The organism is Providencia rettgeri (genome assembly GCF_023205015.1).
Lineage (GTDB): Bacteria > Pseudomonadota > Gammaproteobacteria > Enterobacterales > Enterobacteriaceae > Providencia > Providencia rettgeri_E.
In genome coordinates this window covers 2,579,903-2,601,548 of sequence record NZ_CP096258.1, presented here as the reverse complement: position 1 = coordinate 2,601,548, position 21,646 = coordinate 2,579,903, and the positions used below count along the sequence as shown (strand labels likewise).

General features: G+C 42.4%; 20 protein-coding genes. 16 read left to right on the top strand and 4 right to left on the bottom strand.

Annotated features, from left to right (window positions below):
- Nucleotides 1-107 precede the first annotated feature (107 nt).
- The gene (locus M0M83_RS11920; protein WP_248466636.1) at nucleotides 108-1,343 is read left to right on the top strand and encodes an MFS transporter; all 1,236 of its coding nucleotides are present in this window, start codon (nucleotides 108-110) and stop codon (nucleotides 1,341-1,343) included.
- A 171-nt stretch (nucleotides 1,344-1,514) separates the two neighbouring features.
- Nucleotides 1,515-1,847, top strand: coding sequence for a PTS system regulator TmaR (gene tmaR / locus M0M83_RS11915; protein WP_004253179.1), 333 nt, complete (start codon nucleotides 1,515-1,517; stop codon nucleotides 1,845-1,847).
- Between the two features lie 147 nt (nucleotides 1,848-1,994).
- On the opposite strand, the gene M0M83_RS11910 is transcribed toward tmaR, so the two are convergent.
- Entirely contained in the window at nucleotides 1,995-2,684 is a 690-nt protein-coding gene (locus M0M83_RS11910) for a helix-turn-helix domain-containing protein (protein WP_125891214.1), read from the bottom strand.
- 207 nt (nucleotides 2,685-2,891) lie between these two features.
- Here M0M83_RS11910 and M0M83_RS11905 point away from each other — a divergent pair, with 207 nt between their 5' ends.
- The 3 genes from M0M83_RS11905 to M0M83_RS11895 are packed head-to-tail and all read left to right on the top strand — an operon-like array spanning nucleotide 2,892 to nucleotide 6,591.
- The gene (locus M0M83_RS11905) at nucleotides 2,892-5,222 is read left to right on the top strand and encodes a molybdopterin-containing oxidoreductase family protein (RefSeq protein WP_125891213.1); all 2,331 of its coding nucleotides are present in this window, start codon (nucleotides 2,892-2,894) and stop codon (nucleotides 5,220-5,222) included.
- Between the two features lie 2 nt (nucleotides 5,223-5,224).
- Nucleotides 5,225-5,773 (top strand): 4Fe-4S dicluster domain-containing protein, encoded by a 549-nt coding sequence (locus tag M0M83_RS11900; protein ID WP_004911860.1) that lies wholly within the window; start codon nucleotides 5,225-5,227, stop codon nucleotides 5,771-5,773.
- A gap of 2 nt (nucleotides 5,774-5,775) precedes the next feature.
- Nucleotides 5,776-6,591 carry a dimethyl sulfoxide reductase anchor subunit family protein gene (locus M0M83_RS11895; RefSeq protein ID WP_248466635.1) on the top strand — a complete coding sequence of 272 codons (816 nt, stop codon included), beginning with the start codon at nucleotides 5,776-5,778 and terminating at the stop codon, nucleotides 6,589-6,591.
- Nucleotides 6,592-7,466: 875 nt separating this feature from the next.
- Here the strand turns inward: M0M83_RS11895 and M0M83_RS11890 are convergent.
- Both M0M83_RS11890 and rne read right to left on the bottom strand, forming a co-directional pair.
- Complete coding sequence (locus M0M83_RS11890; RefSeq protein WP_125891211.1) at nucleotides 7,467-7,757, bottom strand: putative quinol monooxygenase; 291 nt, start codon at nucleotides 7,755-7,757, stop codon at nucleotides 7,467-7,469.
- A gap of 173 nt (nucleotides 7,758-7,930) precedes the next feature.
- Nucleotides 7,931-11,164 (bottom strand): ribonuclease E, encoded by a 3,234-nt coding sequence (gene rne / locus M0M83_RS11885; protein ID WP_248466634.1) that lies wholly within the window; start codon nucleotides 11,162-11,164, stop codon nucleotides 7,931-7,933.
- A gap of 542 nt (nucleotides 11,165-11,706) precedes the next feature.
- Here rne and rluC point away from each other — a divergent pair.
- Complete coding sequence (gene rluC / locus M0M83_RS11880; protein ID WP_248466633.1) at nucleotides 11,707-12,666, top strand: 23S rRNA pseudouridine(955/2504/2580) synthase RluC; 960 nt, start codon at nucleotides 11,707-11,709, stop codon at nucleotides 12,664-12,666.
- Nucleotides 12,667-12,721: 55 nt separating this feature from the next.
- Here the strand turns inward: rluC and M0M83_RS11875 are convergent, their stop codons facing one another.
- The gene (locus M0M83_RS11875; RefSeq protein WP_125891208.1) at nucleotides 12,722-13,309 is read right to left on the bottom strand and encodes a Maf family protein; all 588 of its coding nucleotides are present in this window, start codon (nucleotides 13,307-13,309) and stop codon (nucleotides 12,722-12,724) included.
- Between the two features lie 143 nt (nucleotides 13,310-13,452).
- Here M0M83_RS11875 and yceD point away from each other — a divergent pair, with 143 nt between their 5' ends.
- The 10 genes from yceD (at nucleotide 13,453) to mltG (ending at nucleotide 21,644) form a co-directional block, all read left to right on the top strand.
- A complete protein-coding gene (gene yceD / locus M0M83_RS11870) occupies nucleotides 13,453-13,977 on the top strand; it encodes a 23S rRNA accumulation protein YceD (protein ID WP_125891207.1) in 525 nt (174 codons plus the stop codon).
- 12 nt (nucleotides 13,978-13,989) lie between these two features.
- The gene (rpmF, locus tag M0M83_RS11865) at nucleotides 13,990-14,160 is read left to right on the top strand and encodes a 50S ribosomal protein L32 (RefSeq protein ID WP_004253223.1); all 171 of its coding nucleotides are present in this window, start codon (nucleotides 13,990-13,992) and stop codon (nucleotides 14,158-14,160) included.
- 12 nt (nucleotides 14,161-14,172) lie between these two features.
- Entirely contained in the window at nucleotides 14,173-15,213 is a 1,041-nt protein-coding gene (plsX, locus tag M0M83_RS11860) for a phosphate acyltransferase PlsX (RefSeq protein WP_125891206.1), read from the top strand.
- A gap of 9 nt (nucleotides 15,214-15,222) precedes the next feature.
- Nucleotides 15,223-16,173 (top strand): beta-ketoacyl-ACP synthase III, encoded by a 951-nt coding sequence (locus M0M83_RS11855; protein ID WP_125891392.1) that lies wholly within the window; start codon nucleotides 15,223-15,225, stop codon nucleotides 16,171-16,173.
- An 18-nt stretch (nucleotides 16,174-16,191) separates the two neighbouring features.
- Entirely contained in the window at nucleotides 16,192-17,124 is a 933-nt protein-coding gene (gene fabD / locus M0M83_RS11850) for an ACP S-malonyltransferase (RefSeq protein WP_125891205.1), read from the top strand.
- Nucleotides 17,125-17,131: 7 nt separating this feature from the next.
- Nucleotides 17,132-17,866, top strand: coding sequence for a 3-oxoacyl-ACP reductase FabG (gene fabG / locus M0M83_RS11845; RefSeq protein WP_102137722.1), 735 nt, complete (start codon nucleotides 17,132-17,134; stop codon nucleotides 17,864-17,866).
- Nucleotides 17,867-18,021: 155 nt separating this feature from the next.
- Entirely contained in the window at nucleotides 18,022-18,258 is a 237-nt protein-coding gene (gene acpP, locus M0M83_RS11840) for an acyl carrier protein (protein WP_004253236.1), read from the top strand.
- Between the two features lie 78 nt (nucleotides 18,259-18,336).
- A complete protein-coding gene (fabF, locus tag M0M83_RS11835; protein WP_125891204.1) occupies nucleotides 18,337-19,587 on the top strand; it encodes a beta-ketoacyl-ACP synthase II in 1,251 nt (416 codons plus the stop codon).
- A gap of 151 nt (nucleotides 19,588-19,738) precedes the next feature.
- Complete coding sequence (gene pabC, locus M0M83_RS11830; protein WP_125891203.1) at nucleotides 19,739-20,569, top strand: aminodeoxychorismate lyase; 831 nt, start codon at nucleotides 19,739-19,741, stop codon at nucleotides 20,567-20,569.
- A 52-nt stretch (nucleotides 20,570-20,621) separates the two neighbouring features.
- Nucleotides 20,622-21,644, top strand: a complete 1,023-nt coding sequence (mltG, locus tag M0M83_RS11825; RefSeq protein WP_213912585.1) for an endolytic transglycosylase MltG — start codon at nucleotides 20,622-20,624, stop codon at nucleotides 21,642-21,644.
- The last annotated feature ends 2 nt before the right edge of the window (nucleotides 21,645-21,646 follow it).

The following is a 21,646-nucleotide window of genomic DNA, read 5'->3' as shown; positions in this document are numbered from 1 at the left end:
ATTAATGATACCTTATCTACTGTGAAAGCTAAACCAACGCTATCTGATATTGAGAGAGTGGAATTAATAGCGGCTTAATCAGGATAATTTGGGACAGGTGGTGAAATATGGAGCGTGAGTCAAAACAGTGTTATGCCTCGTTGAGTGCATTATTGTTTTTTTTCTTTTTCACGTGGTCATCAATATTTTCTGTCGTCGCAATTTGGCTGCGTAAATATGTTGGCTTAGATGGCGCAGATACGGGGTTTATTTTCTCTTGCATTTCAATTGTGGCGCTTTGCGCTCAGCCACTTTATGGATTTATACAGGACAAATTAGGCTTACGAAAAAATTTACTGCTATTTATTGCCGTACTGCTAATTTCATCAGGGCCATTTTTTATGGTTTTCGGTACGCTGTTAAAATGGAATGTACTTTTAGGCAGTATTATCGGTGGTTTGTTTATTGGCATCACCTTTCACGCAGGGATTGGTGTACTTGAATCTTATACTGAACGGGTCAGCCGATTACATAATTTTGAATATGGAAAAGCGAGGATGTGGGGCTCACTGGGATGGGCCACTGCAACGTTTTTTGCTGGACGCAATATTAACGTAAACGCCGACTACAATTTTATTATGGCAACCGTTTCAGGCTTATTATTTTTAGTTATTTTATTGAGATTAAAAACAGTAAATACGGAGGCTTATAATCGTCTTGAACACGGTAAGCCTTCCGCCATAACGGTGAAAGATGCTTTACAATTATTTGTGCAGCCTCAATTTTGGGCTTTAATATTATTTGTATTAGGAACCTGCATATACAGCGTCTATGACCAGCAATTTATGGTGTATTTTGTTCATCAGTTCCAAAGTGAACAATTAGGTAATGAGATGTACGGTTATCTAAATTCATTGCAGGTTTTCTTGGAGGCGGGAGGCATGTTCATAGCGCCATTTATCGTCAACTGTATCGGTGCTAAAAATGGATTATTATTTGCTAGTTCAGTCATGGCGTTACGCATTATGGGGTCAGGCTTAGCTGATGGTGCAATTATGATATCGATAATGAAATTACTGCATGCCGTTGAACTCCCAATTCTTTTAGTCGCAATTTTTAAATATAACAGTCTTCATTTTGATAAGCGTTTATCATCGACACTTTATTTGGTTGGTTTTAGTTGCATGAGTTCTGTTGTTGCAAGTCTTTTGTCTCCATTAGCAGGCTGGGGGTATGACAAAATTGGTTTTGCTCATACTTATCTTGTTATGGGAGTATTTGTGATTATTACGACGATATTATCTGCATTTTGCCTCAGAGGTGATGGGCTGGTGTCCCATAAATCAAAGGGAAAGAACAAATAAATAAATTTCATGAAGATCACGCCGAAAATTTGGTCGTAAAAGTGTAAGGCGAAATCAATTTACAGTGGAATATTTTGATAAATATGCCAAACGGACTTGTAACACGATAGGATTAGAATGTATTGTGTTAATAGATAATGCGTTTTAAATATTGACTAGAGGGTTTTAAACATGGACAACGCTAACAAGCCATCTTTCCAAAATGTTCTGGAATTTGTGCGTATGTTTCGTCGCAAAAATAAAATTCGTCGTGAAATTACCGACAATGAGAAAAAAATTCGTGATAACCAGAAGCGTGTTTTACTGCTGGATAACTTGAGTGAATATATAAAACCAGGCATGTCGATTGAAGATATTCAGGCAATTATTGCGAATATGCGTAGCGATTACGATGATCGCGTTGATGATTATATTATTAAGAACGCAGAGCTCTCTAAAGAGCGTCGTGAAATATCTAAAAAACTCAAAGAAATGGGCGAATTGCCTCGTATCGATGTGAAGTAATGAATTTATAAAGCCGAGGTAACTGAAGTGCTTCCATAAAGTGGGATACTTCAAAGCTCGGCTTTATTTTTTGCTTGGTTTATTTGGAACCGTTGACTCAAGCTATAGTTTATAGCTGGAGTCGATAGTATCGGCCACGTGTAGTTATTATAAATTTAACCGGCTAACTTGTTTGATTAATGAAGTTGCCAACTTTTCCATTTCATTTTCTGCAATAAATCCCATCGTTACTGCTGCCGCAACAAGTTGGCCTTCGCGATTAAATACAGGACAAGCAATAGATTGTGCACCGGGAATACCTTCTGTCGGCCGGTAACGGATTGCATAGCCTTGTTGGATAACTTTGTTTATTTCGTCTTGTGAATATGAATTCGAGCCAAATTGGCTATCAAATGCGGAATAAACCAGCCCTGCAGCACTTTTTACGACAGGTAATGGGGTGTTAGGTAAAAAGTCAATTTCAATATTTTTGAAGCTGCGATTATATTTAACTAAAGAAAGTGCTTTCCCTAGGCGGGTGGCAATACCCGTTGAGACGTTTTGTTCATCGCGAAATTGAATCAAACTATTATTAATGGTGTCGATATAAGAGTCTTCAGGCTCAACAAAATTGGCTAAGAAGGCTAAATTACGACCTAATCCATAACGACTAGTTTGAATATCCTGATACAGCATTTGTGTACGGCATAGTGAAACTAGGTATTTATGTAGACGGCTTTTCGATATCTCACAACCTTTTGAAATATCTGCTGCGCGCGCAATGCCCCCATTTTGAGCAATATAATTTAAAATGCTTACAGCGATATCAACAGAATTAACACCTTGCAGAGTAGACATACATAAACCTCAGTTTAACAAGTCCTCGTATTTTACCATGAGTTGCCTTGCGCTGCTAACGACCCGATAAAGCAAAAAGATAACCCTAAAGCGGTAACGCGTTATTACCTATAAATAGATAGAATTATTGATACTACTCAAGTTCATCTTTGGTGAATGGGGTATATATATAGTGTACTTATAAAGGCAATGTCGAGGTTCACTATAATGAAAACTATAAATACACTACGTTTGAAGCGCCGAACTCTGCTCAAAGGGCTTGGTGTTGTCGGGTTGGCAAGTATTGCACCCTGTTCATATGCACAGGGTAACAGTAATCAACCCTTACCCAAAGTGCGGCTAAAACTGTCGGACTACAAAACATTCCGCTCAACTTGTGCAATGGAGTGTTTACATTGCAACCTAACCGCATATACCTATCAAGGTAAGCTGATGAAAATTCAAGCAACGGATGGGTTTAATGTTAAATGCTGCTTGCGAGGTATGAGCCGAACTAAATGGGTCTATCATGATCAACGCATCACAACACCTTTACTGCGAGTAGGCGAAAAAGGTAAAGCAGAATTCAAGCCAATAAGTTGGAATGAGGCATTGGATCTTATTGAAAAAAATATCAGAGAGACCATCGATAAATATGGCAATGAAGGGTTGTTTATTTCGACTCATGCCGGAAACATGGACTCGATTAAAAATGATATGGGGAAGGCGTTTTTCGATTATTTAGGTGGGGCAACGAAACAAGCAGGCTCACTGTGTTGTTCTGCTGTAACAGCCGCCATGATCCCAATGCTCGGCCTGAGGTATGCCGATACCCGCGATACGATAGCAGATAGCCGTTATATCCTGTGTTGGGGGAATAACCCAGCGGTTACGATGCAAGCCTATTTTAAAAATTATAACCAAGCAAGAAAGAATGGCGCTCGATTAGTGGTTATTGACCCGCGCTTTAATGAAACCGCAGCAAAAGCCGATGAGTGGATCCCAATTATTCCAGGGACAGATACTGCGCTTGCTTTAGGCATGATCAAAATTATCATTGAAGAAAATCGGATAGATGAAAATTTCCTCAGAGCTCATACCGGTGCTGTCTATTTGGTTGATGCAGACCAAAAACAAGTTAGGCAAAATGAAGATGATAAAGACAGCTATTTAGTTTTCGATATATTAAGCAAACAATTAGTTCGCCATGATTTATCGGGTATTAAACCGGCACTTTTCCAACATGAACTCCCTGATAACTTGGGTTACACCACGGTTTTTGAACAAATTTATCAGCAAGCGAAAGGTTGGGATGTGGCTCGCGTCAGTGAAGAAACAGACGTACCTGTGGAAACGATAGTCCGCCTTGCTCGTGATTACTCATCTATTACACCGTCCATGATTGTACAAAATATGTCCGGCGCTCAGCGCACAGAACATGGGGCTTATGTTGCCGCTAGTCAGTTCTATCTCGCTTTACTCACTGGAAATATTGGAAAACGAGGGGCGGGTGTTTGCGATGCTGGCGGTGCTCGACAAATGGCTAAATTTAGTCCAATCGTTCCCCCCGCACCGAATGTGAAAAATATCCCGCCTATTCCTGTTGCGAAAGTTGGTGATTTTATTGTCAATGAAAAACCGCATCCGATTAATTTCTGGTGGATCATGACCATGGGGGTAATGACCCAATTACCAAACACAAATAAGGTACGCGAAGCATTAAAGAAAGTCCCGTTTGTGGTTGTGGCGGATAACTTAATGAGTTCGACGGCGTTATATGCAGATTTAGTTCTACCTGTTACCACGATTTTTGAAGATACCAGTTTGATGGCAGGTGTACGTAGCCAATATGTTCAATTAATGGAAAAAGCGGTTGAGCCCGCGGGTGAGGCAAAACCCGATTATTGGATTTTTGCCCAATTAGCGGAACGTTTTGGTTTTGGAGACGTATTCAATAAACCCATAGAGCACTATATTGACGCCTGTTTAGTCGGTTCTGGTATCACGCGCCAAATGTTAGAAAAAGGCCCTGTGCGCCCAGTCGAGGGGGATTGGATACCATTCAAAGACGGTATTTTTAGGACATCAACCCAAAAAGCGCACCTGTTTATTGAAGATTGGCAAAAGAAAAACTTTTCACCTGTTGTCGCTTACTACCAAGTGACGGAGTCTGTTAAAGGTTCACCTGAATTAGCCAAAAAGTACCCGTTGATGGCGGTTCAGCGCAAGTTAGCGCGTAGTGTGCATTCAAGTCATGGAATGAATGAATGGATCCTTGAAGTACAACGAAACCAGCCAAATGTTTTAATCCATCCAGAAGATGCTAAATCTAGAGGCATTAAGAATGGGGAATGGGCGGTTACATTTAATGACCGAGGCGAACACAGAGCCATTGCGGTGGTAACTACGCATATTAAAAAAGGCGTAATCTCACTAGATAACGGCTGGTGGGAGCAGCAGGGGGGAAGTAGCAGCCATGTCACGAATGACCAAGTTGAACACCTGGGAACAGGACACTGCTGTAATAGCACGCTAGTTGATGTCAGAAGGGAGGCTTAATCATGGTCAAGCAATATGGTTTTTTGATCAACACAAAAGATTGTTATGGTTGCCGCACTTGTTCAATGGCCTGTAAATCTGAAAATGTCACGCCACCGGGTGTGTTGTGGCGCCGAGTTCGTGAATTTAATGATGATTCACCGAATACCCAAGCATTTATTACGATGTCTTGTAATCATTGTGATGACCCACAATGTTTAAAAGTTTGCCCAGCAGATACTTATACCAAACGGGCGGACGGTATTGTCGTTCAAGATCATGAAAAATGTATCGGCTGCCAGATGTGCATCATGGCTTGCCCATATCATGCCCCTGTCTTTGACCCAGCAGAAGGAAAAACCAGTAAGTGTAATATGTGCGCAGAACGGTTAGATGAAGGCTTATTGCCACGATGTGTGGAGTCTTGCCCGACGGGCGCTATTGAGTTTGGTGATATTACCGAGCTACGTAAAAAGCACACGACAAACTGGGCGGTACTGGAGCAACGTTATAACATGCCCGATCACACAATTAGTCATCCAAATATTGTGATTATTGGGATGGAGGACTGATCATGGATATTAAACATATGGAACTCCCTCTGGTATTTTTCACGGTGATGAGCCAATGGGGAGTCGGCGCTGTTCTCGCATTAACCATTTACCAAATGAAGGCCAGTCAGGAGCGCCTATTATCAGGTTCTGCATTACGTCGCGCAGTGTTATTGATATGGCTGATTGAAGTTGTCGGGTCAACGATGTCAATGGGCCATTTAGGCGTGCCTCTCGAAGCTTATCGTTCCGTTCTGGGGTTAAGCCATTCATGGTTAAGCCGTGAGGCCGTGACATTTGTATTATTAAACGGCGTTGTTACGTTATGGGCGCTATCTTGCTGGTTGCAACCCACAGTAAACATGCGCAACACGATATTAGGCTGGGTAAGTGGAATTGGTGGATTATCCGCTATATTGGTCACGGCACAGGTCTATTATCAAATGGTCGCTCACCCATTATGGCATACACCTGCAACCCAAATCGCGTTTATAGGCAGTGCAATTGTCCTTGGTTTTAGTCTAGTAGCCTTATTTGTTATTGGGCAAGGCAAATCATTACCCTCGACTATTAAAGTTGGCGTGCTGATAGGCGTTGCATTGGTATTAATTGCACAGATTATTCGTTTACAATTACCTGCAAGCCAAGGCGGGAGCTACTTGCTGTGGTGGCAGGTAGTGATGAGTATGCTATTGCCATGCATTGTGGTGATGAAAGCATATAAGGAGCGACCGTCCGCACTCTTACTTGTATTGATAATGTTGGCGATGTTTAGCGGAGAGTTAGCCGGCCGAGCATTGTTTTATGGCTCGGTGATGATCCAAGCTCCTTGGTTCTAAAAATCCTCGTCATATTTCGGCCTGTCGCGTTGTTGGCTTCACACACTCGCCCTAGTCACATACTTATGTATGCTCCTAGGGCCTCGTTTAGCTTGCCGCCTAGCGACAGACCGAACTATTTAGAGGATTGATATAATTGTATTTTATTTAGAATTATTAGGGGATTAATATTATTGTATTTATTTAGGGTTATAAGTGTTGTCGGCATCGCACAAACGTCCTCATCCTATTTTTGCCTGTCGCGTTGTTGGCTTCACACACTCGCCCTATTCACATACTTATGTATGCTCCTAGGGCCTCGTTTAGCTTGCCGCCTAGCGACAGACCGAACTATTTAGAGGATTGATATAATTGTATTTTATTTAGAATTATTAGGGGATTAATATTATTGTATTTATTTAGGGTTATAAGTGTTGTCGGCATCGCACAAACGTCCTCATCCTATTTTTGCCTGTCGCGTTGTTGGCTTCACACACTCGCCCTATTCACATACTTATGTATGCTCCTAGGGCCTCGTTTAGCTTGCCGCCTAGCGACAGACCGAACTATTTAGAGGATTGATATAATTGTATTTTATTTAGAATTATTAGGGGATTAATATTATTGTATTTATTTAGGGTTATAAGTGTTGTCGGCATCGCACAAACGTCCTCATCCTATTTTTGCCTGTCGCGTTGTTGGCTTCACACACTCGCCCTAGTCACATACTTACGTATGCTCCTAGGGCCTCGTTTAGCTTGCCGCCTAGCGACAGACCGAACTATTTAGAGGATTGATATGATTGTATTTATTTAGAACTATAGCGTTGTTGGCGTCGCACACCCGCCCTAGTCATATACTTATGTATGCTCCTAGGGCCTCATTTAGCGGAATGCTTATTCAAACGCACCATTCATCAGTTTGATAATAGGCTCCGACCGCTTATAGCTATTTATGAGCGGAACTAGGCGCTGGAAATGTTCACTAGCACAGTGGATATCTAATGCTTCTTGATTCGGCCACTCCTCGATAAAAATAAAGTGCCCCGGGTCTTTTTGGTCAACGTAAAGGTCGTAGCTGATGCATAAAGGTTCTTGCTTGGTTGCTGCGACTAATTCACGATATAGAGGCATAACTATTTCAATCGCCTCAGTTTTAATAAAATCTTCCGCAATGACTTTTAACATGGATTTCCCTTTTCTTTATAAACAAACTGTACAAAAACACAGTAATATATACATGAATTGGGTGAGAATACAATGTAAAAAAACGACGAGGTGATGAAATTTTTAAATTATATTGTAATAAAAAAGCCTTGCTAGTTTCCCAGCAAGGCTTAAATATTTAACGTTGTCGCGTATTAGAAGTTGGCTGGTTTCGCCATTTCAGAAGTTGCGACGGTTGAAGCAACATGACCACCTGCGCCGCCTTTACCTTCAAAGGTTGAGGCTTCACGCTGATACTCTGTTATCTCAAATGGCGCAGCAGCACTTGCAGGTGCGGGCGCTTTTGTCATTGGAGAATAAGCATGACGTTTATGTAAGCTGGTTACTGCTGCTGGCTCGCTCACTTTAACAGGTTCAATCGCTTTAACTTCAGGAGCTTCTGTTACTGTTTCAACGATAACCTCAGGAGCGGATGCTTCTTCGACGATTTCAGTATGAACAGGTGCTTCTTCAATTACGACAGGCTCTGCTGTATCTAATTTAACGGTTTCAGCTGGAGCAACGACATCTGCAGTGACTTCTTCAACCGTTTCTTCAGTCAGGGGTTCAGGTTGAGTTGCTTCAACAGCATCAACTTCAACAGGAGCTACCTCGACAGGTTGCTCAATGACAGTAGCTTTGACTTCAGGCTCCACAGCTTGTGCTACAACTGGTTCTGGCTGAGCAACTTCAACCGCTGCCGCTGTAACGATAGGCAGAAGACTACTTTGTGACGCGGTAACATTTGAGGTTTCAGCTACAGAAGCGTCATTAACACTTTGTTGTTCAAGCATTTCTTCATTGGTGATGATTGCCATGCTTTCTTGTTGAGGCTGAGCAATAGGGTAATGAATAAATACTTTGCCAGACGCAAGCTCTGGTGAGGCAACGGCAGCGATTAATGGCATTGGTGATTTAGTTAAATGACGCTCATCACGGTAGCGACGACGACGTTGACCACTGACACGCAAGTGACGAGGTGAACGACGAGAACGACGTGGAATGATGGTATCTTGTTTTTCTTCACCATCAACTTGAGCCACGGATTCTTGACGCTCTTCAGTTTGTACTTCACCTTCAGTTTGGTTCACAGATACCGTTGGTGCAGGTAATGCTGCAACTGGCTCAGTGGTTACTTCAGGTGCCGTTTCAACAGGAGCAACAACTTGCTCGCTATCAGTAACACGGATTTTTTGTGTCAATTGACGACGTTGACGACGAGGAGTGACAGGGCGCTGTTCCTCTTCCTTTTCCACCGCATCTTCGACATTATTTTGTTGAGAATCTTGCTGCGCTTTAGCCGCTTGCTGTTGACGTTTTTCATCTTGGCGACGGCGGCGCTCGGCACGTTGTTCGCGACGTTGCTGCTGGTTGTCACGATTGCTAGTCTCAGTTGTTTGTTCATCGTGTTGGCTCGTATTTTTATTATTACGGCCTTTGTTACGATTATTCGCATCATCCGATGACGTATTGCGGTTATTGCGATTGTCGCGGTTATCACGATTGTCACGATTATCGCGAGTTTCATTATCATCGCGGTCACGACGATTATTATTGCGGCGATTATTATTGCGACGTTCATTATTCCGACGACGATCATTATTCTGGCGATTTTTTGGTGCAGGTTTCTCCACCACTTTTTCTTCTTCACCGAATAGTTTCTTGAAGAAAGCAGCAATTTTGCTAAATAAACCCGGTTGTGCAGGTTGTGCTGTTGCTGGTTTAACAGGTGTTTTTGTGGAGGCTTCTTTTGATTTAACGGTTGTAGAGGCTTCAACAGGTTCTTGCAGTGCAAAAGCAGAAATTGCAGGTTGCTCAGGGACTTTACGCTCAGCAGCAGTTTCATCACTTTGCGTTAAAGTTTCTGTTTCGTGATATTGGGCTAAGTTATAGCTTAAAGTATTGACCTCTTCACCTTTACGGATACGGATCACGTGAAAGTGAGGGGTTTGCATTTGGTCATTCGGGACAATAACAACGCGAACATGGCTTTGACGTTGTTCAATATCACTGACTGCTTTGCGTTTTTCGTTAAGTAGATAGGAGGCGATCTGTACGGGGACAATCGCATGTACCTCATGGGTATTTTCTTTCAGCGCTTCTTCTTCAATAAGGCGAAGAACAGACAGAGAAAGTGATTCGTTATCACGAATGGTTCCTGTTCCTGAACAGCGAGGGCATACGTGATGGCTGGATTCACCCAGAGAAGGGCTCAAGCGCTGGCGTGACATTTCCAATAAACCAAAACGAGAGATACGTGCAATTTGAATGCGAGCACGGTCTTGGCGCACAGCTTCACGTAAGCGGTTTTCCACTTCACGTTGATGCCTAACTGGCGTCATATCGATAAAATCGATAACAATCAAACCACCTAGGTCACGTAGACGTAATTGGCGTGCAATTTCATCAGCCGCTTCTAAGTTAGTATTGAACGCAGTTTCTTCGATATCGCCACCACGTGTTGAACGTGAGGAGTTGATATCGATAGCGGTCAACGCTTCAGTGGTATCAATAACTAATGCACCACCTGATGGCAAACGGACTTCGCGTTGGAACGCAGATTCGATTTGTGACTCGATTTGGTAATGGCTAAAGAGTGGAACATCGCCACTGTAATGCTTAATTTTACTGGCAAAATCACCACGGCCGATAGCTTCGATATGGTTACGTGCCATTTCAACAACTTTCGGGTTATCGATTAGGATCTCGCCGATATCTGGGCGTAGATAATCGCGGAATGCACGAACGATAACGTTACTTTCTTGGTGGATCAAGAAAGGTGCAGGGCGGTTTTCAGCGGCTTTTTGAATTGCTTCCCAGTGACGTAAACGGTAGAGCAAATCTTGTTGCAGAGATTCTGCAGATTTGCCCACACCCGCGGTACGAACGATTAACCCCATCCCGTCGGGGATCTCTAAAGAAGACAGCGCTTCTTTTAACTCCGTTCGGTCTTCACCTTCGATACGGCGTGAAATACCACCCGCACGTGGGTTATTTGGCATTAAAACGAGGTAACTTCCGGCTAAGCTAATAAAGGTTGTTAGCGCCGCCCCTTTATTACCACGCTCTTCTTTATCCACTTGAACGATAACTTCTTGGCCTTCTTTTAACACATCTTTAATGTTAGGACGGCCTTGGGAGTGATAGTTGCTTGGAAAGTATTCACGAGCGATTTCTTTGATAGGAAGGAAACCGTGTCTTTCAGCGCCATAATCAACAAAAGCGGCTTCAAGACTAGGTTCAATACGGGTGATTTTACCTTTGTAAATATTGGCCTTTTTTTGCTCATGACCGGGACTTTCAATATCCAAATCATAGAGGCGTTGCCCGTCAACAAGGGCAACACGCAACTCTTCCTGTTGAGTTGCGTTTATTAGCATTCTTTTCATGTTATTACTTACTCATTATTTTCTTTTAAATAAAGAGCAGCGAAAGAAAGAGCTACTGTAAACCGATGGCCTCGTGATTTTTACAAAACCGTCTGCCTCGCGGCAGTCGTTCGTATAGAGACGCGCAGTATTCGGTGAACCTGATTTTTAGATTAAAAATTCAGCGTTCTTAATCAGGATGCCGTAAGTTATTAAAGAAAACGGAAGTTCCTAACCCAATAAGCCAAAATTCGTTGCTCGCTAATTTATTTGATGTTGCTAAATGTCTTACGCCATTGCTGCATTGTTACGCCATCAAATAAGAAATCCTATAAAACGTAAACTTTCGTTTTTAAACATCTCAGCAACTTCATATTATTCCATTGCCATAAGCATTATAGCAAGTTGATAAGGAAGTTATATGGAAATTTTATTTAGAAATAGGATTAATCATGCAGAAAATAACCAAATTAAAAAAAAAGATAAAAAATTTTGTGGAGTCGGTATGATAGAGAAAGCGAATAAGAGCATATTTTAATCAATTAGAGTTAACGCATTCCCGAATGAATACACAAAATCAAGTTCAATTTATAGACATCAGTGATGACGAAGCTGGGCAACGTATCGATAACTTTTTGCTCGCTAAACTTAAAGGTGTCCCAAAAAGTATGATTTATCGCATTATCCGCAAAGGGGAAGTGCGTGTTAACAAAGGGCGGACAAAGCCTGAATATAAATTGGCAGAAGGGGACCAAGTCCGCGTTCCACCTGTTCGGGTTGCTGAACGTGAAGCAGCCCCAGTTTCAGCCAAACTGGATAAGGTCGCAGCGTTAGCGAATTGCATCTTATTTGAAGATGACGTTCTCTTAGTGTTGAATAAACCTTCTGGTACAGCCGTTCATGGCGGAAGTGGTTTAAGTTTTGGTGTGATTGAAGGCTTGAGAGCATTGCGTCCAGAAGCACGTTTCCTCGAATTAGTTCATCGTCTTGATAGAGACACCTCTGGCATTTTATTGGTGGCTAAAAAACGATCAGCACTTCGAGCGCTACATGAACAATTGCGTTTGAAACAAATGCAAAAAGATTATTTAGCATTAGTAAGAGGCAACTGGCAGTCACACATGAAAGTTGTTCAAGCGCCTCTACTCAAAAATATTCTACAAAGTGGTGAACGTGTCGTTAAAGTGAGTAGTGAAGGGAAACCATCAGAGACGCGTTTTAAAGTGGAAGAACGTTTTGACAATGCAACTTTAGTAAAAGCGAGCCCCGTCACAGGACGTACCCATCAAATTCGCGTACATACCCTCTATGTAGGGCATCCAATTGCGTTCGATGACCGTTACGGTGACAAGCAATTTGATAGCCAGCTAAAAGGCACTGGTTTAAATCGTTTATTTTTGCATGCGAGCGCACTGAAATTTACGCACCCTAAAACGGGTGAAGAGATGCGATTGAACGCGCCATTAGATAACCAGTTGAACCACTGCCTAAAAATACTGCGTAGCCGTAAAGCAGAAAAGTAAGTCATTTAATTAACTGGCAGGTTTTTCCTGCCAGTATAAATATTTAGCGACTAAATTATCGGCTAAGTAATGGGTTGACTTGGTGTTGACGTAACATCTCGAGTAATAAAATAAGTGGAAGCCCTATTAATGTATTAGGGTCTCGCCCCTCTAAACGTTCAAATAAACTGATCCCTAATCCCTCCGATTTAAAACTCCCAGCACACTGATAAGGTTCATCTTTAAGTAAATAATTAGTGATTTCCTCATCAGATAATTGCCTGAAATGTACATGAAACAGTTCGCACTCGACATTAAACTTACCTGTTTCACTATCTAGCAAACATAAGCCAGTATAAAAAGTGACCTTATTGCCGGAAGCGGATTTAAGCTGTTGAAAGGCATTATCAAAATTATGCGGTTTGCCCATAATTTTATTTCCAATTACACAGACTTGGTCAGAACCAATAACCAGATGCTGAGGGTATTGAACAGAGAGTGCGTTGGCCTTTTCATGAGACAAACGCATGACCAAAGCCTGAGCGGACTCATTCAATATGGGCGATTCATCAATATTGGGAGCCACGGCTAAAAAAGGCAAACCCAGTTTTTTTAGTAGGGCTTGTCGATATGTTGAAGTTGACGCCAAAATAATCGATTTCATGATTTTTCTCGAAACTCGTAGCCAAAAGGGTTAACTCATTTTAAACTATAAAACGTAAAACCGACGGTTTTTTGGTGAAAAGGCGAGTTTACCCCGCCTTTTTCTTTGACTATAGCTCATTACAAAGTTAATATGCGCGCCTTATGCAAAAGGTAAAATTACCCCTGACTATCGATGCGCAGCGTGCAGCTCAGAAAAACCTCGACTATGTTGGGAGTTATACATCTGAGCAAGTTACACGAATTGCCGAATCAGTAGTCAGTGTAGATAGTGATGTAGAAAACGAATTATCATTTAAAATTGATAATCAGCGTTTGACGGTCATAGAGGGACATTCTGAAGTTGATGTCACCCTACAATGCCAACGTTGCAGAAATGATTTCAAGCATCATGTCTACGTATCGTATTGTTTTAGTCCTGTCGTCAATGACGAAAAGGCCGAAGCATTACCGGAACAGTATGAACCAGTTTATGTAGATGAATTTGGTGAAATAAATTTGCTGGGAATGATAGAAGATGAAATAATTCTATCCTTACCAGTGGTTCCGGTTCATGATTCTGAACACTGTGAAGTGTCCGAAGCGGACATGGTGTATGGTGAACTGCCTCCCGAGGCAGAAAAACCAAACCCATTTGCCGTATTAGCCAGTTTAAAGAAAAGTACTTAAGGAGTAAGGTCAATGGCCGTACAACAGAATAAACCAACTCGTTCAAAACGCGGTATGCGTCGTTCACATGATGCACTGACTGCTACCCTAGTTTCTGTAGATAAAACTTCCGGTGAAACTCACCTGCGTCACCATGTGACTGCAGATGGTTACTACCGTGGCCGTAAGGTTATCAACAAGTAATTTGTTGTTACCTTGGCTAATCTAACCATCGCGTTAGATGCTATGGGCGGGGATGTTGGTCCCCGCGTCACGGTGCCTGCTGCATTGCAGGCACTGGCATCTAATCCAGCACTCAAATTACTGCTTGTCGGTCAACCCGAAGCCATTCAACCTTTGCTTGCACATCAAAGTGCTGAGCAAATTTCGCGCGTCGAAATTATTCCTGCAGATGGCATTATCGCAAACGATGCAAAACCATCAAACGCGATAAGGCAAAGCAAAGGAACATCGATGCGAGTGGCCTTGGAGTTAGTGAAGACAGGGCAGGCACAAGCGTGCGTGAGTGCCGGAAATACGGGTGCGCTGATGGGCTTAGCCAAATTAATGCTAAAGTCTATAGAGGGGATTGAGCGCCCAGCGCTAATGACAATCTTACCTAATCAGCAAAAAAGTCAAACAGTAGTGCTAGATTTAGGCGCTAATGTTAACTGCAGTAGTGATATGCTAGTCCAATTTGCCGTAATGGGTTCCGTGATGGCGGAAGAAGTGGTTAACATTTCTAAACCGAGAGTTGCGTTACTGAATATTGGCGAAGAAGAGAGTAAAGGGTTGGATAATATCCGCGAAGCCGCCTCAGTATTAAAAGAAACGACATCAATTAACTACATTGGTTATGTAGAAGGTAACGAGTTACTGACAGGTAAAACCGATGTGTTAGTGTGTGACGGCTTCGCAGGTAATGTCTCGTTGAAGACGATGGAAGGCGTAATACGTGTCATCCTTTCATTGATAAAATCGTCCGGTGATCAACACAAAAAAAGCGGTTGGTTTATGCAACTGGCGAAAAAATGGTTAAAAAAACGTTTAATGAAACGTTTTGGGGACATGAACCCCGACCAGTATAACGGTGCGACTCTGTTAGGATTAAAAGGTATTGTCATCAAGAGTCATGGTGCAGCGAATGAAGGCGCTTTCAAAGCGGCTATTGACCGCGCAGTACAAGCTGTTGAAAAACAAGTCCCAGAAAGAATAACAGCGCGACTAAATATTGTTTTACCCAGGAGTGATCAATAACCTATGGCTATGTACAGTAAAATCTTAGGAACAGGCAGCTACTTACCAGCACAAGTACGTACCAATGCTGATCTGGAAAAAATGGTTGATACTTCTGATGAATGGATTGTGACACGCACTGGCATACATGAAAGAAGAATTGCTAACGAAGAAGAAAGTGTGTCAGTGATGGGGTTTCATGCAGCCAAAAATGCGTTGGACATGGCACAAGTCGATGCAACAGACATTGGTTTAATTATCGTCGCGACCACATCCGCAACTCACGCATTTCCTAGCGCAGCCTGTCAAATTCAACAGATGCTAGGTATTCATGATTGCGCCGCATTTGATGTTGCAGCCGCATGTGCAGGCTTTACCTATGCAATTAGTATCGCTGATCAATTCGTCAAAACGGGTATGACCAAAAAAGCGTTAGTGATTGGCGCAGATGCATTATCTAAAACATTAGACCCAACAGATCGTGGCACGATTATTTTATTTGGTGATGCGGCAGGGGCTGTTGTTATTGGTGAATCTGAAGAGCCGGGTATTATTTCGACTCATTTACATGCTGATGGTCGTTATGGGGATTTACTGACATTACCTAACCGTAGCCGTTGTTCTGAAGACCCTGCATATCTAACCATGACAGGTAACGAGGTCTTTAAAGTTGCAGTGCGTGAATTAGCGCATATTGTTGATGAGACATTAGCACAAAGCGGCATTGCGAAAGAAGAACTTGATTGGCTCGTCCCACATCAAGCAAATTTAAGAATTATCTCTGCGACGGCAAAAAAATTAGATATGACAATGGATAAAGTCGTTGTCACATTAGACCGTCACGGCAATACGTCTGCAGCATCAGTTCCTACAGCGTTGGATGAAGCGGTGCGCGATGGCCGTATTCAGCGTGGTCAACTTGTGCTTTTAGAAGCTTTCGGTGGTGGTTTCACTTGGGGCTCTGCATTAGTTCGTTTTTAATTAACTGAGAAAATAGACATGACACAATTTGCTATGGTATTTCCCGGACAGGGTTCTCAGTCTTTAGGTATGTTAGCGGCACTGGCTGAAGAAAATCAGCTTGTTGAGCAAACATTCGCTGAAGCATCGGAAGCATTGGGTTACGATCTCTGGGCGTTAGTACAAAATGGGCCAGAAGAAGAATTAAATAAAACATGGCAAACACAGCCTGCTTTATTAGCAGCGTCTGTGGCGATATTCCGTGTTTGGCAAGAAAAAAATGGCGTAATGCCTACAATCATGGCAGGCCACAGCCTTGGGGAGTATTCAGCTTTAGTTTGTGCCGGTGTTATCGACTTTAAACAAGCGATTAAACTGGTCGAATTGCGGGGGAAACTCATGCAGGAAGCGGTTCCTGAAGGCACGGGTGCAATGTATGCCATTATTGGCTTAGATAATGAATCAATTGAAAAAGCTTGCCAAGAAGCCTCTCAAGGCCAAGTGGTTTCACCAGTTAACTTCAACTCACCGGGCCAAGTTGTGATCGCGGGTGAAAAAGCGGCCGTTGAACGCGCAGGTATCGCCTGTAAAGAAGCGGGGGCAAAACGAGCATTGCCTTTATCTGTTAGCGTACCTTCACATTGTGCATTAATGAAGCCAGCTGCTGATAAATTAGCCGAAGCGTTAGCAAAAATCGATTTTTGTGAGCCAGTCTATCCAGTTATTAACAATGTTGATGTTAAAATTGAGAAATCGGCACAAAATATTCGTGATGCTTTAGTCCGTCAACTGTATAATCCAGTACGCTGGACAGAAACTGTAGAATTGATGGCAGATCAAGGCGTTGAACACCTAATTGAAGTAGGCCCAGGAAAAGTATTGACTGGTCTTACCAAGCGAATTGTCTCTAAATTAACTGCCGTTGCAGTCAATGATCCTGTATCATTAAGCACTGCTTTAGAAAATAGCTGAGGACGACATGAGCTTTGAAGGAAAAATTGCACTGGTAACAGGGGCGAGTCGTGGAATTGGTAAAGCGATTGCTTTAACACTAATTGCTCGTGGCGCTACCGTTATCGGAACAGCAACCAGCGAAAAAGGCGCAGAAGCCATTACCGCTTATCTTGATGGTAAAGGTAAAGGTTTAGCCTTAAACGTGACTGATACAGCATCAATCGAAGAAACTTTGACCAAAATCCGCGAAGAATTTGGTGAAATTGATATTTTGATTAATAATGCAGGTATCACTCGTGATAACCTATTGATGCGTATGAAAGAAGATGAATGGCAAGATATTATTGACACCAATCTTTCATCCGTTTACCGTTTGTCTAAATCCGTTTTGCGTGCCATGATGAAAAAACGTTGTGGACGTATTATTTCAATTGCATCCGTTGTTGGTGTAATGGGAAATGCGGGGCAAACTAACTATGCAGCAGCGAAAGCAGGGTTAATTGGTTTTAGCAAATCATTAGCTCGTGAAGTCGCTTCTCGTGGTATTACTGTCAACGTCGTTGCACCTGGTTTTATCGAAACAGATATGACTAAAGCATTGACAGATGAACAGCGTGCAGGCATTTTATCTCAGGTTCCTGCGGATAGACTGGGTGATGCACAAGAAATTGCCAGTGCTGTAGCGTTTTTAGCTTCTGATGAGGCTGCTTACATCACAGGTGAAACATTGCATGTCAATGGTGGCATGTACATGATCTAAAGAAATGATGGAACTATTTGCATTTTTAATGTTATCCAACGCTAAATAATGCAAAATAATAGTTCCAACAGCCGGGATTGGGTTGTATCTTTTCCTGTATTTCATAAACTACGAAAACCATCGCGAAAGCGAGTTTTGATAGGAATTTTAATAGTATGAGCACTATCGAAGAACGCGTTAAGAAAATCATCGTTGAACAACTGGGTGTTAAAGAGGAAGAAGTTGTAAATACAGCTTCATTTGTTGATGACTTGGGCGCTGATTCTCTTGACACAGTTGAGCTGGTTATGGCTCTGGAAGAAGAGTTCGATTGCGAAATCCCTGACGAAGAAGCTGAAAAGATCACAACAGTACAGGCTGCGATTGACTACGTCGAGAACGCATCTAAATAATTGTACGAAAAACTTATCTAGGCGATCACTCGATCGCCTATGTTTCTTTTGTAACTTTTCCCTCCTTGGAGGAAATACGTGTCTAAGCGTCGTGTAGTCGTAACCGGACTGGGCATGTTATCTCCTGTCGGCAACACAGTTGAGTCATCATGGAAAGCTGTTTGTGACGGACAGAGTGGTATCAGCCTAATCGATCATTTTGATACTACTAACCACGCAACTAAATTTGCTGGCTTAGTAAAAGATTTCAATTACGAAGAATTTGGCATCTCCCGTAAAGATGCAAAGAAAATGGATCCATTTATCCAATATGGTATCGCGGCTGGCTTTCAAGCCTTCAAAGATGCTGGATTGGAAGTAACAGAAGCCAATGCTACCCGAATTGGTGCAGCGATTGGTTCTGGTATTGGTGGGTTAGGCTTAATTCAGGACAACTGTGAGTCATTACTTCACGGTGGGCCTCGTAAGGTAAGCCCGTTCTTCGTACCATCAACCATCATTAATATGGTGGCTGGTCATTTAAGCATTATGTACGGTTTCCGTGGTCCAAGTATTTCAATTGCAACCGCCTGTACATCTGGTGTGCATAATATTGGTCATGCTGCACGTATGATTGCTTATGGTGACGCGGATGTGATGGTTGCAGGCGGTGCTGAAAAAGCGACAACACCTCTTGGTGTAGCTGGTTTCGGTGCAGCACGTGCATTGTCGACTCGCAACGATGACCCACAAGCGGCAAGTCGTCCATGGGATAAAGACCGTGATGGTTTTGTTCTGGGGGACGGAGCAGGTATCATCATTCTCGAAGAATATGAACATGCGAAAGCGCGTGGTGCAAAAATTTATGCCGAAATTGCAGGTTTTGGGATGAGCAGTGATGCTTATCATATGACATCACCGCCTGAAAATGGTGCGGGTGCCGCACTTGCAATGGAAAACGCACTGAATGACGCAGGCATTAAAGCGAGTGACGTGGGGTATATCAATGCTCACGGTACTTCAACCCCTGCAGGTGATTTGGCTGAAGCGCAAGCGGTCGTTAATGTATTTGGTGAAGGTACTGACGTATTAGTCAGTTCAACCAAATCAATGACTGGGCACCTCCTTGGTGCAGCGGGCGCTATTGAATCAATTTTCACCATTTTGTCATTGTGCGACCAAATTGTTCCACCAACCATTAATTTGGATAACCCAGATGAAGCGTGCAAACTGGATTTTGTTCCAGGTGAGGCTCGTAAAGTGGACAACATGGAGTTTGCTCTGTGTAATTCATTTGGTTTTGGTGGCACCAACGGTTCATTAATTTTCCGTCGTTATAACGGCGAGTAATTAATCAATTACCGTGATTAATTGGCCCTAGTCGCTTAATTGTGGCTGGGGCTTTATTTTTTGCAGTACTTTGCACAGCTCCTCGCTTTAGTTTATGATAATCTCACTTGATTACTGTCTGATTTATCAGCTTTTATTATAAGTAATATCAATGTCATATTGGGTTAATGGGCAGCTTTGCCAACAAATAAGTGTTACCGATCGTGCGGTCTCTTTTGGAGACGGCTGCTTTACGACCATATACGGCGTTAATCAGCAAGCTAAAATGTTAGATGCGCATATTGCTCGGTTAAAACATGATAGCCAAAGGTTGAAAATTGCACAGCCAGATTGGGAAAGCTTGGCAGTGCACTTAAAGCAGATTTGTGCAGAACAAACTCAAGACGAGTTTGTGATTAAAGTGATCCTGAGCCGTGGTGTTGGAGGCCGAGGATATAGTACTAAAGGTTTTACCACACCGACGGTAATAGTGAGCGTTTCTCCCTTTACAAATAACTATGTTCAACTGCAGTGCAAAGGGGCGCGCTTAGTTCTTAGCCAAATTCCATTAGCTCGTAACCCATTGTTAGCTGGCATGAAGCATCTCAACCGCCTAGAACAAGTTCTTATTAGGCAAGAGGTTGATGAACTAGGTGTAGATGAAGCGATTGTGCTAGATACCGACGGTATTATTGTTGAATGCTGTAGCGCGAATGTTTTCTGGCGAATTGGGCAAACAGTGTATACCCCAATTTTATCTCATAGTGGTGTCAATGGATTAATGAGACAAAAGATCATATCACTGCTAGAGGATAGCCAGTACCATCTTCAACAGGTCGAACGCTTTGCTAACGTTTTAAATCATTGTGATGAAGTGGTTATTTGTAATGCGCTGATGCCGGTTTTACCTGTACAAAGTATTCAAATGGATAAACAACTTCCACCATTACAATTTGCGTCTCGTGAGCTGTTTGAGTATCTATTTTTGCGTTGCAAAATTTAGTTTTTATAAATGAATTAATTATTACCAACACACGCATTGAAATGGTCAATAAATGAAATTAGCCAAAAAAATCATTCTAATCGCCGTTACCTTGGCTGCTATTGTTGCAGTCGCTGTCTATTGGCAATATCGTCAAGTATTGGACTATGCCAAAACGCCAATCAACATCACACAAGAAAAAATTTTTACGGTACCTGCGGGGACTGGGCGTGTTGCATTTGAAGGGTTACTTATTGAAGATAACATTCTTGACAAAGGGAATGAATTTCAATGGTTACTCAAATTACGGCCTGAACTGGCTCAGCTAAAAGCGGGCACTTACCGCTTGCAGCCGGGGATGAATGTTGAACAGCTATTACAATTAATTGTGAGTGGAAAAGAAGCCCAGTTTTCGATCCGTTTTATTGAAGGTAATCGTTTAAGCGATTGGGGTAATATTTTACGCGACGCACCGTACTTAGAGCATAAAACCACCAATTTAACCCCAACAGAACTGCATGCCCTGATTGGTTTTAACGGGGAAGGCACGTTAGAAGGGTGGCTATACCCTGACACTTATTTATACACAGCAGGAACAACTGACGCTGAAATTTTGAAACGTGCCTATAAACGTATGCAAAACAGCCTTGATGAAGAGTGGAAAGGGCGTGATAGGGATTTACCCTATAAGAATGCCTATGAAATGCTTATTATGGCTTCGATTATTGAAAAAGAAACCGGTATTGATAGTGAAAGGTCTCAAGTTGCCTCCGTGTTTGTTAATCGCCTAAAGAAAAATATGCGTTTGCAAACCGACCCAACAGTCATCTATGGCTTAGGTGAAAAGTATCGTGGTAAAATTTATCGTAGTGATTTAGATACTTACACACCGTACAATACCTATAAGATTGATGGCTTACCACCAACACCGATTGCAATGCCAAGCCTTGCATCACTTAAGGCAGCAGCGCATCCGGCTAAAACGGATTACATATTCTTTGTCGCAGATGGTAAAGGCGGGCATACTTTTAGTCGTAATTTAAACGACCACAATCGTGCCGTTAAAGTTTATCGCCAATTTGAACAGCAAAACTGATA